Source organism: Luteibacter sp. dw_328 (assembly GCF_018449605.1).
Lineage (GTDB): Bacteria > Pseudomonadota > Gammaproteobacteria > Xanthomonadales > Rhodanobacteraceae > Luteibacter.
Window position 1 is genome coordinate 566,632 of record NZ_JAAVUW010000001.1, and the last position, 14,938, is coordinate 581,569.

At 61.7% G+C, this 14,938-nt stretch carries 16 protein-coding genes; 8 read left to right on the forward strand and 8 right to left on the reverse strand.

Annotated elements, in window-relative coordinates; genetic code table 11:
- The first annotated feature begins 8 nt into the window (after window positions 1-8).
- From HB634_RS02635 to HB634_RS02645, 3 genes are all read left to right on the forward strand, one after another.
- The gene (locus HB634_RS02635) at window positions 9-1,247 is read left to right on the forward strand and encodes an FtsX-like permease family protein (RefSeq protein WP_213947412.1); all 1,239 of its coding nucleotides are present in this window, start codon (window positions 9-11) and stop codon (window positions 1,245-1,247) included.
- Between the two features lie 11 nt (window positions 1,248-1,258).
- Entirely contained in the window at window positions 1,259-1,678 is a 420-nt protein-coding gene (locus HB634_RS02640) for a DUF4259 domain-containing protein (RefSeq protein WP_213947413.1), read from the forward strand.
- 179 nt (window positions 1,679-1,857) lie between these two features.
- Window positions 1,858-3,411 (forward strand): SDR family oxidoreductase, encoded by a 1,554-nt coding sequence (locus HB634_RS02645; RefSeq protein WP_213947414.1) that lies wholly within the window; start codon window positions 1,858-1,860, stop codon window positions 3,409-3,411.
- Window positions 3,412-3,434: 23 nt separating this feature from the next.
- On the opposite strand, the gene HB634_RS02650 is transcribed toward HB634_RS02645, so the two are convergent.
- From HB634_RS02650 to HB634_RS02660, 3 genes are read right to left on the reverse strand one after another with little or no spacing between them, the layout of a single operon-like run.
- Window positions 3,435-4,316 carry a hypothetical protein gene (locus tag HB634_RS02650; RefSeq protein WP_213947415.1) on the reverse strand — a complete coding sequence of 294 codons (882 nt, stop codon included), beginning with the start codon at window positions 4,314-4,316 and terminating at the stop codon, window positions 3,435-3,437.
- 24 nt (window positions 4,317-4,340) lie between these two features.
- Entirely contained in the window at window positions 4,341-5,228 is an 888-nt protein-coding gene (locus tag HB634_RS02655) for a dihydrodipicolinate synthase family protein (RefSeq protein ID WP_213947416.1), read from the reverse strand.
- Between the two features lie 41 nt (window positions 5,229-5,269).
- Entirely contained in the window at window positions 5,270-7,585 is a 2,316-nt protein-coding gene (locus tag HB634_RS02660) for a TonB-dependent receptor (RefSeq protein ID WP_213947417.1), read from the reverse strand.
- Between the two features lie 383 nt (window positions 7,586-7,968).
- Here HB634_RS02660 and HB634_RS02665 point away from each other — a divergent pair, with 383 nt between their 5' ends.
- Together HB634_RS02665 and HB634_RS02670 are read left to right on the forward strand one after the other, a co-directional pair.
- Window positions 7,969-8,418 carry a nuclear transport factor 2 family protein gene (locus HB634_RS02665; RefSeq protein WP_213947418.1) on the forward strand — a complete coding sequence of 150 codons (450 nt, stop codon included), beginning with the start codon at window positions 7,969-7,971 and terminating at the stop codon, window positions 8,416-8,418.
- Complete coding sequence (locus tag HB634_RS02670; protein WP_213947419.1) at window positions 8,388-8,999, forward strand: cupin domain-containing protein; 612 nt, start codon at window positions 8,388-8,390, stop codon at window positions 8,997-8,999. The genes HB634_RS02665 and HB634_RS02670 overlap by 31 nt, the downstream gene beginning before the upstream one ends.
- 93 nt (window positions 9,000-9,092) lie before the next feature.
- Here HB634_RS02670 and HB634_RS02675 read toward each other — a convergent pair whose 3' ends face one another.
- From HB634_RS02675 to maiA, 4 genes are all read right to left on the reverse strand, one after another.
- Window positions 9,093-9,662, reverse strand: coding sequence for a hypothetical protein (locus HB634_RS02675; protein WP_213947420.1), 570 nt, complete (start codon window positions 9,660-9,662; stop codon window positions 9,093-9,095).
- Complete coding sequence (locus HB634_RS02680) at window positions 9,659-10,285, reverse strand: toprim domain-containing protein (RefSeq protein WP_213947421.1); 627 nt, start codon at window positions 10,283-10,285, stop codon at window positions 9,659-9,661. The genes HB634_RS02675 and HB634_RS02680 overlap by 4 nt, the downstream gene beginning before the upstream one ends.
- 73 nt (window positions 10,286-10,358) lie before the next feature.
- Window positions 10,359-11,069 (reverse strand): SEL1-like repeat protein, encoded by a 711-nt coding sequence (locus HB634_RS02685; protein WP_213947422.1) that lies wholly within the window; start codon window positions 11,067-11,069, stop codon window positions 10,359-10,361.
- Between the two features lie 80 nt (window positions 11,070-11,149).
- Window positions 11,150-11,821, reverse strand: a complete 672-nt coding sequence (gene maiA / locus HB634_RS02690; protein ID WP_213947423.1) for a maleylacetoacetate isomerase — start codon at window positions 11,819-11,821, stop codon at window positions 11,150-11,152.
- Between the two features lie 116 nt (window positions 11,822-11,937).
- Here maiA and HB634_RS02695 point away from each other — a divergent pair, with 116 nt between their 5' ends.
- From HB634_RS02695 to HB634_RS02705, 3 genes are all read left to right on the forward strand, one after another.
- Complete coding sequence (locus HB634_RS02695; RefSeq protein WP_157503869.1) at window positions 11,938-12,099, forward strand: hypothetical protein; 162 nt, start codon at window positions 11,938-11,940, stop codon at window positions 12,097-12,099.
- A 181-nt stretch (window positions 12,100-12,280) separates the two neighbouring features.
- Window positions 12,281-13,012 (forward strand): alpha/beta hydrolase, encoded by a 732-nt coding sequence (locus HB634_RS02700; RefSeq protein WP_213947424.1) that lies wholly within the window; start codon window positions 12,281-12,283, stop codon window positions 13,010-13,012.
- 293 nt (window positions 13,013-13,305) lie between these two features.
- Window positions 13,306-13,797 (forward strand): GNAT family N-acetyltransferase, encoded by a 492-nt coding sequence (locus HB634_RS02705; protein ID WP_082878917.1) that lies wholly within the window; start codon window positions 13,306-13,308, stop codon window positions 13,795-13,797.
- A gap of 18 nt (window positions 13,798-13,815) precedes the next feature.
- Here the strand turns inward: HB634_RS02705 and HB634_RS02710 are convergent, their stop codons facing one another.
- Window positions 13,816-14,931, reverse strand: a complete 1,116-nt coding sequence (locus HB634_RS02710; RefSeq protein WP_213947425.1) for a PepSY-associated TM helix domain-containing protein — start codon at window positions 14,929-14,931, stop codon at window positions 13,816-13,818.
- Between the last annotated feature and the right edge of the window lie 7 nt (window positions 14,932-14,938).

Consider the following 14,938-nt stretch of genomic DNA (forward strand, 5'->3'; position numbering starts at 1 on the left):
CGGAATTCATGATCAGTGTACAGATTCGACCGATCCTCAGCGCGCTTAAGCGACACAAAGCGGGAACTACGCTGATCGTGCTACAGATTGCTCTGACCTTCGCAGTCATTTGCAACGCGTTTTATATCGTTGAGCAGCGTATCGATCGTATGTCCAAGCCAACCGGCATGGTTGAAAGCAATATGCTGGCGATTCAATACCGTTGGGCTGGAGTGGACGCTAACGCCATTCCGTCGCTTACCAAGGCAGATCTGCAAGCACTACGCCTGCTGCCAGGCGTCGAAGACGCAACCCAGACCGGATCCTATCCGTTGTCGGGCCATAGTTCGACAGAAGGCATACGTACCGATCCGGGTGTGAAAGCGCGAATCGCACTGGCTGCGGAATATTTCACCGATGACCATGCGCTTGCCACGATGGGCGCCCGTCTTGTCGCGGGAAGAAACTTTCGAGCGGACGAAATAGGTTTCTTCGATCCATCCAAGGTCACTCCGCCTGCCGCGGTCATCATCACCAAAGCCCTGGCGGACAAGGTGTATCCCGATGGCTCGGCCCTTGGCAAGCAAATCTATATCGGTAACAGCATGCCGTCGCCCAGTACGGTGATCGGCGTCGTCGAGCGGCTGCAGGCGCCGTCTCCCACCGCCAGCTTCGCCGAATATGCCGTCCTGGTTCCTGCGCTGCTTTCAAGCAGTAGCGGCAACTACCTGATCCGAAGCAAGCTAGGACAACTCCTGGCGATCACCAACGAAGCCCCTGCCGCCCTGGTCAAGCTCGACCTCATGCGCGTCTTCCCGCCCAACGAAGGGATTCGCACTTTCGACCAGGTTCGTGAGGAGGCCTATAAAGTGGATCGCGGGATGGCCACGCTGATGACGGCGATCTGCGCCCTGTTGCTGGTCATTACTGCTGCCGGTATCGTAGGGCTGACTAGCTTTTGGGTCTCTCAGCGACATCAGCAAATCGGTATGCGCCGGGCACTGGGTGCCACCCAGCGTGACATCCTCAGCTACTTCCTCACCGAAAATCTGCTGATTGCGTTGGGTGGTATTTCCCTGGGTGCGGTGCTCGCTGTCTCACTCAACGTATGGATGATCAGCCATTTCGAGATGAGTAGCCTTCCGTTGAAGTATTTCGTGGAAGGCGTGGTTCTGATTGTGCTTCTCGGTCAAGCAGCCGTACTCGTGCCAGCGTTGCGGGCATCACGTACATCCCCCATCGAAGCAATTCGAAATACCAGGGCTTAGAGGAACGCGAAATGGGCGCATGGTCACACGAACCTTTTGGAAACGACACGGCCAATGACTGGGCCTACGATCTCGAGGACGCACAAGATCTGTCTTACATCGAGGCAGCCCTCGACAATGTCCTTGAGCAGGAGTCCGGGTACCTTGAAGCCCCGACGGCCGAAGAAGCAGTGGGTGCGATCGAGGTTCTGGCAAAGCTCCTCGGACGCGGCACGCAATCGGATGCTTACACTGAGAAGGTGGACACTTGGGTTAAGACCATCCATCAAAAGCCGACTGACGCGCTGCTTGAAAAGGCCCGGCGCGTCATTGCACGGATCCTCGCAAAGGATTCCGAGCTTCTTGAACTATGGCAGGACGGGGAGGGTGCCGAGGGTTCCCAGCAATGGCAGTCCTCCATGTCGCGACTTCTGAGTGCCGTCAGCGCATGACGAGCCGCTGATTTCTTCAGTGAGGCAGCATCCCGGATATCGGTTCACCGGCCCGCGCTGGGAGGGTCTTCACGGCGACATTTCCCGTAACAGCGCCATTACAGGCAAAATACGCGGTGCGCCACCTGCGATATCCTCTTCCTGGATATGCCGCCGTGCCGCTTTACTCGTTACGGATCATGCACTTGACCACTATTACGCCACCGGCTGCCGACGCCGATACCGCGCTGCTGGAGCGCCTGCGCGCCGCAGCGCAGCTCCTTGAATCGGTTGCGGCCGATCGGCTCTTGCTGGACGACCTCCCGGCGGAGGACCGCCAGCGCCTGTATCAGGCGGTGGCGCAGGTCTATCACCCCGACCCGGGCGAGCGTCGGATCCGGCTGAAGGCTGCGCAGAAGGCGCGTCATGCGTCGAAGATCCAGGCCGAGGACACCGTGCTCAACCAGACCGGCATCCGCGTACTGCGTCGCAAGCCGGTATTCACCACGCCGAATGTGTTCGCTCCGGAGGGTTTCGAAGCCAACGACATCGCGCCCGATGCAGATGCCGCGCAACCGCGCGAGTCGGTCGAACCCAAGCATTGTTATGTGTGCAAGAAGAAATACTCGGCGATCCATTTCTTCTACGACCAGCTGTGCCCCGACTGTGCCGCGTTCAACTACGCCAAGCGCACCGAGCTGGTCGATCTGCGCGGTCGCGTCGCGTTGCTGACCGGTGGTCGCGTAAAGATCGGTTATCAGGCTGGCCTGAAGCTACTGCGCGCCGGTGCGGAACTGATCGTCACCACACGCTTCCCGCGCGACTCGGCGGCACGCTATGCCGAGGAACCGGACTTCGGCGAGTGGGGCCATCGCCTGCAGGTCTATGGGCTGGATCTTCGCCACACGCCCAGCGTGGAAGCGTTCTGCCAGGAGCTGGTCGCCACGCGGCCGCGGCTGGACTTCATCATCAATAACGCCTGCCAGACCGTGCGTCGCCCGCCGGACTTCTACGCGCACATGATGGATGGCGAGACGGCTGCACTGCACGACATGCCCGAACACGTGCGCAAGCTGGTCGGTCACTACGAGGGTCTGCGCGGCTCGAACATCCTTCCCGATTCGGGTGCTTCGGCGAATCTGCCTGGCCTGACCCGTGCCGCCGAACTGTCCCAGATGCCGCTGCTTCCCGAAGAGCTCCTGGCGCAGAGCCATCTGTTCCCCGAGGGCCGACTCGATCAGGACCTTCAGCAGATCGATCTGCGCGAACGCAATTCGTGGCGGTTACTGATGGCCGAAGTGTCGTCGGTGGAATTGCTGGAAGTGCAGCTGGTCAATGCCATTGCGCCGTTCATCATCAACGCGCGACTGAAGCCGCTGATGCTGCGCACGTCCGATCGCGACAAGCACATCGTCAATGTGTCGGCGATGGAAGGTCAGTTCTACCGCAACTTCAAGACCACGCGCCATCCCCATACCAACATGGCGAAGGCCGCGCTCAACATGATGACGCGCACCTCGGCCACCGACTACTACAACGACGGCATCCACATGAACAGCGTCGACACCGGCTGGGTGACCGACGAGGATCCGGCCGATCTGGCTGCGAAGAAGGTGCTGGAAGAGCGCTTTCACCCGCCGCTGGACATCGTTGACGGCGCGGCGCGCATCGTCGATCCGATCATCAGTGGCATCAACTCTGGTGAGCACGTGTGGGGACAGTTCCTCAAGGATTATCGGCCGACTGACTGGTAAGTCGCGCGGAAGAGCAGGGCGCCTTAGTCCGTCGAAGCTGCCAATCGCCTAACCAGATTGGCAGCAAAGCGTTCCGAGGCTTCAACCTGATGTCCGAGATGCAGGAAGGGCTCAATCATTTCCAGTTCCATCAGCAAGAATTGGCCCTGAGAGATAACCCCGTCTATGCGCGCATAGGCTACGTCGGCGTGACCAATCGCCGCCGCAGCCTCGAGGACACGGCTAGCACTGGCAATCAGGTCGTCACCGGGTTCGGACGCCTGGGCGACGCCGCCGAAATCGCTCTGCACACGATAGTCGCCGGCCTTGGGCCGCTTGATGACTGCGTGACTGTATTCCCCGTCGAAGAATAGCAACGACCATTCTCCGTCGCTGGCAACTTCGGGCACGTAGGGCTGCACCAAATAGTCGAACTCGGGCGGGAGTTTCGCAACGACTTGACCGAACACAGTGTCGCCGGCCACGCCGCGCACCGTGTGCCATGCCGTACCACTTATCGTCGGCTTGATCACCACCTCACGAGAAGGCATGGCTGCCAGGGTATCGGGCAACTGCGATGCCGGCACGATCTGCGTGGGAATGATCGGAACGCCGTGTGTCGCCAACTCGATAAGGTAACGCTTGTCGCTATTCCAGAGCAGCAGCTCCTTGTTGTTGATCGTTGGCACGGGTAGCTGGCCAAGCCATTGTTTAAAGCGGGCGTAATGCTTGAAGTAGTCCCAGATCGAACGGATCAGCACGGCGTCGAAGGTCGCCCAATCCACGGCAGGGTCATTCCAGATACAAGCAGTCACCTCGACGCCGAAGCCTCTCAGCGACGCGACGAGGTTTTTATCGTCGGGGTGGATGCCGGGCTCGGCCACGGAAGTGGCGACGGCCAGGCGGTGCGTATACGAATCCGACATGACATCGTCATCCCATAGCGAAGGTTAGGCCAGCTCGAGTTCGTCGAGAATGACGCCCAGGCGCTGCGTCGCGTGCGGTTGCAGCGGCTTGACCGGCAAGGGCAGACAGCTGGCGGCCAGTCCGCGAAGTTCAGCGGCCTTAGCGACGACGCGTAGGCCACCGTATTGAAGGAACAGCTTCCACAGAGGCGCGAGCCGTTCGGACAGCCGCTCAGCCTCCTGCGCGTTCCCCGCTTGGGCGGCCCGCGTGATCGCCAGGGCGAGCTGCGGGAAAAGGCCACCAATCACCGAATACCAGGCTTCGCATCCCGCGTTCAGGCCGGTGGCGGCGAAGGCATCGCCGCTGACGCCGATCGTTACGTGCGCGGGAATCAAAGCGCGCAACCGCTCAACGCGCGAGCGAGCCGCGGCGGGATCGGCCGGTACGCCCGGAATCTTGATCGACGCAACGTTCGGAAGCTGCGCGATTCGACCATGCAATTCATCAGTGAATTCGAAGTGCGTCGTAGTCGGGTTGTCGTACACGCATAACGGCACGGACAGCGAGCTGGTCACGGCTTCAAAAAGCCCGAAGACCTCATCTTCCGTGAGCGTCTGATAGGACATAGGGGCCAGCAGTACGCCGCGCACACCGACTTTCTGCGCATCCTGTGCCAGTTCCAGGACATCGCGCGTACGTAGGGCGCCTATGCCGACCATCACAGGAATCTCGCCCGCGTGCTGCACGGCAAGCTGCGCAACACGCAGGCGCTCCTGTCGCGTGAGATAGGCATAGCTACCCGTCGAACCCAAGGCTCCGATGGAATCGACCCCCGCGCCGGCGAGCCGCTCAATCAGTCGGACGAATGTGGCCTCGTCGATGCCCGCCTCGTTCAAGGGAGTCAGTGGAAATGCACTCAAACCGGAAAACATGGGTCATTCCTCCAAAATGGCCCCTTCGATTGTAGAAGACTTCAGTACTGGTACTGCAAGGTGACGCCGATCGTACGCGGCTGGTTGAGGGCGACGCGACGGGTCGTCGGCAAATCGGCCGAGATGGCGACCGGCAGGTCGGTCTCGCCATGCTTGTCGAACAGGTTGGTGGCGTACAGCGAGATATCGAAGCCGTTACGACCTTCCACGCCCATGCGGATGTTGGTGGTGGCGAAACCACCCCGGCGATAGAACGGGCTGTCCCTGTCGTACAGGAAGTTCGAATTCCCGACGTAACTGAGGTCGGCGCGCATGAAACCGTCGTACTGCACGTTGACACGATGGCGGTACTCCGCCGCGAGCGAGCCGCTGAAACGTGGCACGTTCACCAGGCGGTCGCCGTCTTTCGCATCCGTACCGGGCACATCGTTCTTAAGGTGTGCGTCGTTGTAGCTGAAGCCGGCGCTCAATGTCACCGCGTTGATCGGCAGGAACTTCATCTCCAGTTCCGCGCCCTGGCTGACGGCCTTACCGAAGTTGGCGGTGATGTTGTAGCCGCAGCCGAGCACGATCTGCTGCTGAACGTGGTTCCAGTCGATGTGGTAGACCGACGCGTCGACGAGCAACCGATGCTCCAGCCAGGCGCTCTTGAAGCCCAGCTCATAGTTCCACAGCGTATCCGGGTTGTACTTGTTCAACTGCGACTGGCTGAGACCCAGGCCGGCCACTTCCGTGCCGCACAGGGCCGCGGGCGCGGGGTTGTTTGGACCACCCGGCCGATAGCCCTGGGAGGCCGTGGCATAGACCATGTTTTCGGGACTGATCTGATACTGCAGCGTGAACTTCGGTGTACTGCCGTAGTCCTTCGAGCTGCTCTGCACGGCACTGGGGCCACCGTTGAGCAGGCCGTCGCCGGTCTGCGAGAAGCCCTGCTTGACCTCGAATGCACGGATGCCCGCGCTGGCTTTCAGTTTATCGGTGATGTTCCAGGACAACTCGCCGAACACGGCGTATTCGTGGAGCGTGGCATTGCGCGCACCGGCGTAGATCGTCGAGTACGCCGGGAAGGGCGTGTTGAACGTCTGGTTGAATCCGTCGGGATAAGGGATCGACGAGACGAGCGGGGCGCGGACGTCATGATAGAACGCGCCGAGGATGGCCTGCACGGGACCGTCGAACTTGCTGGTCGCCCGCACTTCTTCGGTGAATTCCTTGTTCTTATAGCTGCCGTACATCGTGGTCGGGTAGACACTCGGCAAGCCAAAGAAGTAATTGATGACCTTTGAGCTGTCGTCGCGAATATTGACATCGCGCGTGAAATACGACGATGACGACATCAACTCGAACGCGTCGAACTGCTTGTGGATGGCGATGTTGGATATCGTCGACTTCTGCACGTTGGCTTCGTTGACGTCGCGCACCTGATACGGGTCGTTAAGCGTCGCGGGGATCTTGTCGTAGGTAAACGGCGATCCCAGCTTGGAATACTGGTAGATGAAGCTGGGCGTGATGGAAAGCGTGTCGTCCGGCTTGATCAGCATCGCGACGCGCGTGCCGTAGGTCTTGTATGTGTTGACGTTGTCCTTCTTCTTGCCGTCCGGATCCGCCTCGAGGTAATTGGTCGGCGAGATCGGGTAGCGATCGATATAGCCGTCGTCGTCGCGGTAGTACGCGGACACACGCAGCGCGACCTTGTCCTTGATCAGGGGAACGTTCAGCACGCCGTTGACGTTAGCGTTCGGACCGCCGTTGTGGGTGCCCGAGACATCGGTCTTGATGCGCGCCTCGACGGAGTCCAGGTCCGGCTGGACGGTCACGTACTTGACCGTACCGCCCATGGAGCTGGATCCGTAGATCGTACCCTGGGGTCCGCGCAGCACTTCGACGCGGTCGATGTCGAAGATTGAAGGGTCGATGACGCCTCGCGTCGACAGCAGGGCGGCATTGCTCGATGCCGCGATAGGCACGTCGTCGAGGTAATAGCCGACGGTGGCGGCGGAGCCGGCGCTGGACGAGATGCCACGAATGATCAGGTTGTTCTCGCCAGGGCCGGACGAAGCGACGGTCAGCGACGGCGCGATGCGCGCCAGGTCGACGAGGCTGGTCACGCCCTGGCGCTCGAGCTGCTCGCCGGTCAGGGCAGTCATGCTGATCGGCACCTTCTGGATATCCTGCTCGCGTTTGGCGGCAGTGACCGTGATGCCTTCGAGGGTCTGCGGCGTGTCGGATGCCTGGGCTTTTTTCTTGTCGGCGGCGGTCGTGGAGGTGGTCGCGTCCTGCGCGCTGGCAGCGCCTGAGGCCAGGGCGACGGACAACAAAGCCGTGTAGAGAAGTGTGCGCTTGAGATCTTGGTTCATGGAACTCCCCCGAAATAAACGTGCATACCTTTCCCGCACGCTCTTCAATGAGAGCGTGTTCTTGAGTTCGTGTGCTTTGCCCCTGGACGTCGAAGCCATGGACGGACCCATGGGCGACGGCCCTTGCTCGGTTGATGCCGGAGGTCCCTGACCGGCTGCGCCCTGGTTACCCTGGCACCGGATGTCTAGCCGTCTGAACCGCGATTGCTGCGGTGCATCGTCCTTGATTCCGATCAGATCAAAAAGTTTTGATGGCGTCAAGCTTTTACGTTACGATCAGGTTGCAATCGCAATTAGCCGCCTAAAAGGGTCCCGACCGATGCCGTCCGCTTTGCTGGTCGCCACCGGCGGAAGAGCTACTTATCCGATGCTCCAGGGGTGCCATGAAAACGATGTCCGTTCTGTTCTGCGCGCTGAGCGCAGTGGCGACAACTGCCGCCGTGTCGGCTGAAGCGCCCGCCGTGCCGCCCTCCCAAGCTATCAAGCAGGCGCTCGACGCCAGCGCCGCGGCGTGGTCGGCCGGTGACCTGAAGACCTTCATGGAATGCTACGAGCGAGCCCCGGGCACCCGCTACGTGAGCTCGAGCGGCACCATCGTGGGCTACGATGCGATCGAAGCGATGTATGCCTCGCGCTTCCAGAAGCCCGGCGCCAGCTTCGGCAAGCTCACCCTGGAGTTGATCGACGTCAAGCCGCTTGGTTCCCAGTACGCCTTCGTGGTCGGTCGCTACCACCTCAAGCCGGACGCCGGCGCCGAGGTGTCGGGAATCACGACGCTGCTGTTCCACAAGGTCGGCACGCGATGGCTTATCAGCAGCGACCACAGCTCGTAACGATGGCGGCCGCACAGGCGACGCCGGATAAAGCAGCGGGGCTCAGCATCGGCTCCGCGATTCGTGACCGACGACGCGGCCTGGGGCTCACCCTGCAAGGCCTCGCCAATAGTTCGGGCCTCTCCATACCGTTCCTCTCGCAGGTCGAGAGGAACCTTGCGCACCCGTCGCTGCTGTCCCTGGAGGCCATCGCCCAGGCGCTGCAGGTCGACGTCGACTACTTCGTCGCCGTTCCCACGCCGGGGCAGATCGTCTGCCGGGCCAACGAGCACGACCGGATCGACCTGGAATCGCCGGTGGTCTACGAGCGCCTGAGTGGCCGGCATGCCGAGCGCAAGATGGAAGCGCTCCGGCTGACCGTACCGCCCGGCCTGGTAGCGCCCACGATCCATCGGGAAGGGGAGGGCTTCTGGTACATCCTGAGCGGCGCACTCGAAATGACGGTTGGTCGGAAGAAGTTCGTCCTGAACGCCGGCGACAGCGCGCACTTCGACCAGCGGCACCCGTACAGCATGCGCAATGCGGGGAAGTCCGTAGTACGTATGATCTGGGTGGGGACGCCGGCGATATTCAAGGACTGAGGGGCGCGGAGCGCCCCCTCAGCTTGACGCGGGTCCGTGCCGCGCGAAGCGCCGGCAGCAGCGGATCCGTGGGCTCACCGCCGGAGTTTCATGTCAGCGTCTTCGTATCTCGCTAAGCATGTTGCAGAACAGTGCTCCCTGTTCGAGTGCGTCGTCGACCGCCACGTGGTTGTGTGGCAGGTCGTCAAACCAGCGCCGGGGCATGGCGTTCTTCGTGCTTCGCCGATAGTCCTTGCGTAGCAGCACCATGGCCATGGTCTTGATGTCGAGTGCGGAAAAGCTGAAAGGGCTGCGCCCGGCAAAGCGGATCAGGTACCAATACACGAACATGAAATCGAACGCCGCCGGGTAGCCGACGAACACGGGCGATCCTGGCAGCGCCTCCAGCCATTCGGCGTATTCCGTCATGGCTGCCTGGGGGGAGCGAGGTTCATGACGCGTCGCCTGCCAGGCTTCGGGGTGGTTGTCCCACCATGCCAGCGTGTCGGGGTGGCCCTTCGCGTCGGGTAGGCATTCGAGGTTTGCCGTAAACGTACCCAGGAGCGTCTTGTCAGCGGTATAGGCGGCCGACGCGAAGCTGAGCATTGAATGCGGGCCGGGAATCGGGCCGTCGACTTCGACGTCGGTACTTACGTAGATTTCGGGACGGGAGGAATCGCTCATCGGCTAGTTGTAGCACGGGCCTGGAGGCTTTCACGGAGCCAGCGGGTGAGGGCAGCCGGACCGCGCTTGATGAGCGCCGTGTTCCAATCCTTGCAATGAGCTGGCGGCAACAGTCGGTGCGTCGTCGAGCGCGGCAAGTGCTGGATGTAGTGCGCCACCTCTCGTTCGCCGGGCGCATTGGCGTCGAAAGCCAACCACACGCTGCGCCCCGAGCAGGCCTCTGGGAGCCACGGCGCCCAACGTCCGACCGTGGCGACGCTGTCCCAGCCGCATACCGCCAGCGACAAGACATCGAAAATGCCCTCCACGAGAATCATTGGCTCGCAGCGCCAGCCTGCGCCCGAGGCGGCGACACCGCCACCGGGGCCGATAGTGAACATCTTGTCCTGCCCACGCCGGGTTTCGAGATAGCGGCCATGCAACGAGGTCAGCCGTGCCTCACGCTCGTACATGCCGATCAGGACGGCCGGCCGACCATTCCAATCGGGGTCGAAACGCATCCCGGCGGCATCTGCGATGGCGAGCGTAATCCCGCGCCGCTCGACGTATGCCTGTCCTGGCGTGCCGGCGAGCGGCAACGCAGCGGCAAGACGCTCGTGCGGCGGCTCGCCGGAGCGGGGCATGGTCGGGGGATCGATGTGTATGTGCGGGAACATGGCCGACCGTGATGCACTATGCGACCGACTTTCTTAAGCACTAATCCGTAAGCTTGCCTATCGGCACCAACGACATTTGTCCCTCACCCACGGTCACCGTGCCGTCCAGACCGCGGAAGAACTCGTCCCCCTTGTCGTTCATCGTCCGCAGGAAAGCGAACTGCTCCACCGGACCCATGCCAGTGATCTCGACTGAGCCGCCGTTCGCCGCCATCGCGGTGACGCTGTTCATTTCGGACTGGAAACGCCGCTTTGCCCGACGACCGGCGACACGGTCGCTGTACTCCTCGCGCATCGCCACCCAGTAGTTGTTGGCCTGGGTGCGTTCGTCCGGGGAGGCGCTCGCATAGGCCTCGGCGAAGGCGGATTCGAATTGACGATCATGACGTTCCGCGGCAAGTGCCAGCCAGGCGATGCCCAAGGGACGATTCATCGACGCGACATCACCGTGGTAATACATCAGGCCCAAAACGTACTGCGCTGGCTTGCTCGCCCAGTCAGCGGCGTCATGCAGACGCGCACGGCTGAGCGAGTCGTGGCCCTGGCCCATGTCGCGCGCGGCGGCGCAGAAGTAATAGTCGCCAGGGAGGAATCGCTCGAGGCCTTGGGCACAGCCCGAAACAGCCTTGCGAAGCTCGACTCTTGCCGCGTCGCTTATCGTGTCGTTGTCTGGTTGTGCCGAAACCGTGCCTGCGGCGACGCAGCATAGAGCGAGCGAAACCACGCGAACCGTGCTCATGAGACTGGTCATCAACGCGAACTCCCTGAAGCGTCTTCGGTTTCGTTCTTCGAACGTCGTGGTTCATCCTACCCATATCGTTGAACGGGGCGCTAGTCCTTGGGGGAGGGTGCGCCTTCCTGGAGAAAGGGATGCGCGCGAGCGAATGCATCGAGCGCCGCGCAGTTCGCGACGATGTTGCGTAAGGTCGGCGTGCGGTTGAGATCGATCTGCAGAGCCTGGGCACGGAACACGATGCTGACGAGACAGATATCCGCCATGGTCGGAGTATCGCCGTGACAGAACTGCCCCGTTTGCGGATCGGTGACCAGGTGCCGCTCCAGACTTTCCAGGCTGGACGTCAGCCAATGCACCTGCCATGCGTCCCATGCAGCCTCGTCAAACCCGCCCTGCGACGCAAGGTACTTTTTGACGCGCGGCGGCAGCAGGGGATTGGTATCCGTCACCAACAAAGCGCAGATGGAACGGACCCGCGCTCGTCCATGCAAATCGGAGGGCAGCAGAGGCGGGTTGGGAACCTTTTCCTCCAGGAACTCCAGGATCGCCATCGACTGTGTCAACGGTGGGTAACCGTTTTCAACCAATGCCGGAATCACGCCCGCCGTGCTGATGGCAAGGTACGCGGGCGACCTCTGCTCGCCTTTGTCCAGATCGACGAATCGCTCGTGCGCGACCAATCCTTTCATGTTCAGCGCAATTCGCACCCGATGCGTCGCCGCCGTGCGCCAGAACGCGTAGAGTTCGAAGTCTGCATTGGTAGACAAGGGAAGATCCTGTCGTCGTTTAAGTCCCGGCAGGATGAGGCCGGGTTGTTCCAGCGTCCAAGATCGATACGTTATCCTCTCCATAGGCTTTTCCTATAGTTTTGCCCGGAGAAACCATGATCACTGAGTCTGATATCGCCGAAATTCGCTCCCTGTTTCTTCGCCAGGCGGCTGCGGAGAATGCTCACGATATCGACGCCATGGGCGCTGTCCTCGCTCGTGCGGAGCCGCCGGAGGGTTGGCGGATCTCGGCCATCATTCCGGTGCCCGCTCAGTGATTGCCCCGCAAAGATGAGCACTGGGCCATTTGCCAGAGGGCGTCGGGTCGCCGATCGCGACGACGACCTGACACATCTCGCCGCGCACGGCGTTCCATCGCTTCCCACGCCGGTTACAAGTGGATACGCCAGCAACGAAAACGCGCGCATCTGGTATGCCAGTTTCGGATCCGGTCCGCCGGTGATCCTGTTGCACGGTGGTCTCGGCAACTCGGGTAACTGGGGCTATCAGGTTCCCGCGCTGGTCGAGGCGGGTTACACGGCGATCCTGATCGACAGCCGGGGGCAGGGGCGCTCGACCCGGGATGAGAGGCCTTATAGCTATGAACTCATGGCATCCGACACCTGCGCCGTCATGGATGCGCTTGGCGTTGCCAAGGCAGCCTTCATTGGCTGGAGTGACGGGGCGGATACCGCCCTCGTCCTGTCGCGTGAAACGCCCGACCGTTCTGCCGGCGTGTTCTTCTTCGGCTGCAATGTGGACAGCACGGGTACCAAATCCTTCCAACCGTCTGCGGTGATCGACCGCATCTACAGCCACCACGTCAAGGAGTACGCGGCCCTTTCACCGGTCGTGGGTGGCTTCGAGGCCATGCGTGACGATCTGGGGGTGATGCAGGCTGGACAGCCGAATTACGGACCTGACCAGTTGAGGGAAGTTGCCGTTCCGGTGTGGAGCGTCCTGGGCGAGCATGACGAGTTCATCGAGCGTAAGCACGCGGAGTACATCGCCCGCAGTATTCCGGGTGCTCGGTTCGTCCTTTTGCCTGATGTGAGTCACTTTGCTCCGTTGCAACGGCCGGCGGCTTTCGACGCTGCGATGTTGGTGTTCCTGGGGCAGGTGTGGCCGACTCCAGGCGCCTCAGCGCAAGAAGAAGACCGATCCGATAACCGCTCCCGATATTGCCGTTGATGATGACCTTAGCGGCCGGTGGCTTCCGCAGACCGGCGCAGCACTCAGGCCCATCACCAAATTCATCGTGCACGTCGATATAGGGCGCACGAAGACCGTCAATGGCCTGGCACAAACCCGACTCGGGATGCGCGCTGGTCGGCGGTCATGCGACGGCGGCGCGGCCTTCAACGCCGGCCTGGATGTCGGTTGGTTGTTGGCAGCATTTGATCGATCAGTGGCACATACAGCCGTCGTCGCTAACGTGCCGGCGGGGAACAATGCACTCTTCCATCTTCGAGCGAAGCACCACAATGAGCGGCGACGTTGTGCATAGGGAAGACGGCGTGCACAGGGAAGACGGCGTGCACGCGGTCAGGCCCTGCGACATACCGAATCTGGTGATCTTATGCGCGGCTCATGCGCACTACGAGAAGGCTGCCTACGATCCGGCATGCAAGGCCCCATTACTGTACCGTGCGCTGTTCATGAAGCCGCCGCGGCTGTATTCGTGGATGGCGTGGCAGGGTGGCGTGCCCGTCGGCTACGCCACCGCCTCGGTTGAATTCTCGACCTTCACCGCGTGCGAATACGTCCATATGGATTGCTTGTTCGTCGACGCAGAGGCGCGCGGAAATGGGATAGGAGAGACACTGTTGGATGCGGTGATCGCCAAGGCACGCAGTCTTGGTCTGAGCGAAGTGCAGTGGCAGACGCCGGAATGGAATGCCGGTGCGATACGCTTCTATGCCCGGCAGGGCGCCAGCGCCAAAGCGAAGCAACGGTTCGTCCTGGTGTTGACCTGAGCCGGGTTCGTCCGCTCACTATGCTTGCCCGGTCTTGACCACCCTTCGCCGCTTGCCCACCCACAGGTACAACCCCGAAACCAACACGGCAATCGTGCCGATATCCAACGCCGCCCAGAGCAACTTCAACGGCATTCCGCCGTAGTCGCCGAAGTGCAGTGGCCGCGATAGCTCCAGGGCGCGCAGATACCAGGGCATGGGCACCGCACCGATGAGCCGCCCGTCACGCACATCGACCAGAACGGGTTCGAACAGACGCGAGGTCCATGTCGTATCGCCGTGCATCCAGAGCACGTACTGGTTCGGCGTGCCTGCCGCAGCGTCCGGGAAGGCAATGCTGAGCAACTGCATTCCCGGCAGCGCATGTCGGACGACATCGTATGCCTGCTGGGGCGGAATCCATGCCACTTCACCACGGCCTTCAGGCGGGCGCTGATGCTTGAGCATGGCTACCACGTCGTTGCGTTGCCACAAGCTGAAAAGCGGCACCGATAACTCGTTCATCAAGCCAGTGGCGCCGACCAGGACCATCCAGGCCGCCAACACGATGCCCCAGAGGTTGTGACGGTCCAGCCACCGCACGCGCGGGGAGCGATCCCTGCGGACCGTGCCAAACGCGAGGTTGCGCGCGAACGGCGCATACAGCACCACGCCGGAGACGACCGACGTCAGGAATGCTACCGCCATGACCGCCAGGAAGAGTTCTCCGGGCAGGCGCATGACCAGGTCCGTGTGCAGGTGACGAATCAGCAGCAGCGTGCGCGATACCTTCGGCACGTCGTTCGGATCGTCGCCCAGCAACGATCCACTGGCTGCATCGAAACGCAGCCGATGGATCCTGTCCGAAGGACTGTCCAGCGTTGGCGTCATCCTGACCACGAGTTCGTTCCGATCGTCGTCGAAGAAGGCCGCAATGACGGCCTCTCCGGGGTAACGGGAGCGACTGGTCGCGACAATCCCGTCGAGGTTGGCCAGCGTCGACGGTGCGGATGCCGGCGGGTCCAACCAGTGACTGATCTCCTGCTCAAACACCAGCGGCAGCCCGGTCAGGCACAACAGCAACAGGAAAAGCGTGCAGACCAGACTGCTCCAGCGATGGATCATCGACCAGCGTTGCAGGTGACGGGCCTTCATGGCGCGG

What these genes read in the sequence shown, in the direction of transcription:
- HB634_RS02635 (WP_213947412.1), top strand. Translation starts at nt 9, where the DNA reads ATGATCAGTGTACAGATTCGACCGATCCTCAGCGCGCTTAAGCGACAC.
- HB634_RS02640 (WP_213947413.1), top strand. Translation starts at nt 1,259, where the DNA reads ATGGGCGCATGGTCACACGAACCTTTTGGAAACGACACGGCCAATGAC.
- HB634_RS02645 (WP_213947414.1), top strand. Translation starts at nt 1,858, where the DNA reads ATGCACTTGACCACTATTACGCCACCGGCTGCCGACGCCGATACCGCG.
- HB634_RS02650 (WP_213947415.1), bottom strand. Translation starts at nt 4,316, where the DNA reads ATGTCGGATTCGTATACGCACCGCCTGGCCGTCGCCACTTCCGTGGCC.
- HB634_RS02655 (WP_213947416.1), bottom strand. Translation starts at nt 5,228, where the DNA reads ATGTTTTCCGGTTTGAGTGCATTTCCACTGACTCCCTTGAACGAGGCG.
- HB634_RS02660 (WP_213947417.1), bottom strand. Translation starts at nt 7,585, where the DNA reads ATGAACCAAGATCTCAAGCGCACACTTCTCTACACGGCTTTGTTGTCC.
- HB634_RS02665 (WP_213947418.1), top strand. Translation starts at nt 7,969, where the DNA reads ATGAAAACGATGTCCGTTCTGTTCTGCGCGCTGAGCGCAGTGGCGACA.
- HB634_RS02670 (WP_213947419.1), top strand. Translation starts at nt 8,388, where the DNA reads ATGGCTTATCAGCAGCGACCACAGCTCGTAACGATGGCGGCCGCACAG.
- HB634_RS02675 (WP_213947420.1), bottom strand. Translation starts at nt 9,662, where the DNA reads ATGAGCGATTCCTCCCGTCCCGAAATCTACGTAAGTACCGACGTCGAA.
- HB634_RS02680 (WP_213947421.1), bottom strand. Translation starts at nt 10,285, where the DNA reads ATGCCCCGCTCCGGCGAGCCGCCGCACGAGCGTCTTGCCGCTGCGTTG.
- HB634_RS02685 (WP_213947422.1), bottom strand. Translation starts at nt 11,069, where the DNA reads ATGACCAGTCTCATGAGCACGGTTCGCGTGGTTTCGCTCGCTCTATGC.
- HB634_RS02695 (WP_157503869.1), top strand. Translation starts at nt 11,938, where the DNA reads ATGATCACTGAGTCTGATATCGCCGAAATTCGCTCCCTGTTTCTTCGC.
- HB634_RS02705 (WP_082878917.1), top strand. Translation starts at nt 13,306, where the DNA reads ATGAGCGGCGACGTTGTGCATAGGGAAGACGGCGTGCACAGGGAAGAC.
- HB634_RS02710 (WP_213947425.1), bottom strand. Translation starts at nt 14,931, where the DNA reads ATGAAGGCCCGTCACCTGCAACGCTGGTCGATGATCCATCGCTGGAGC.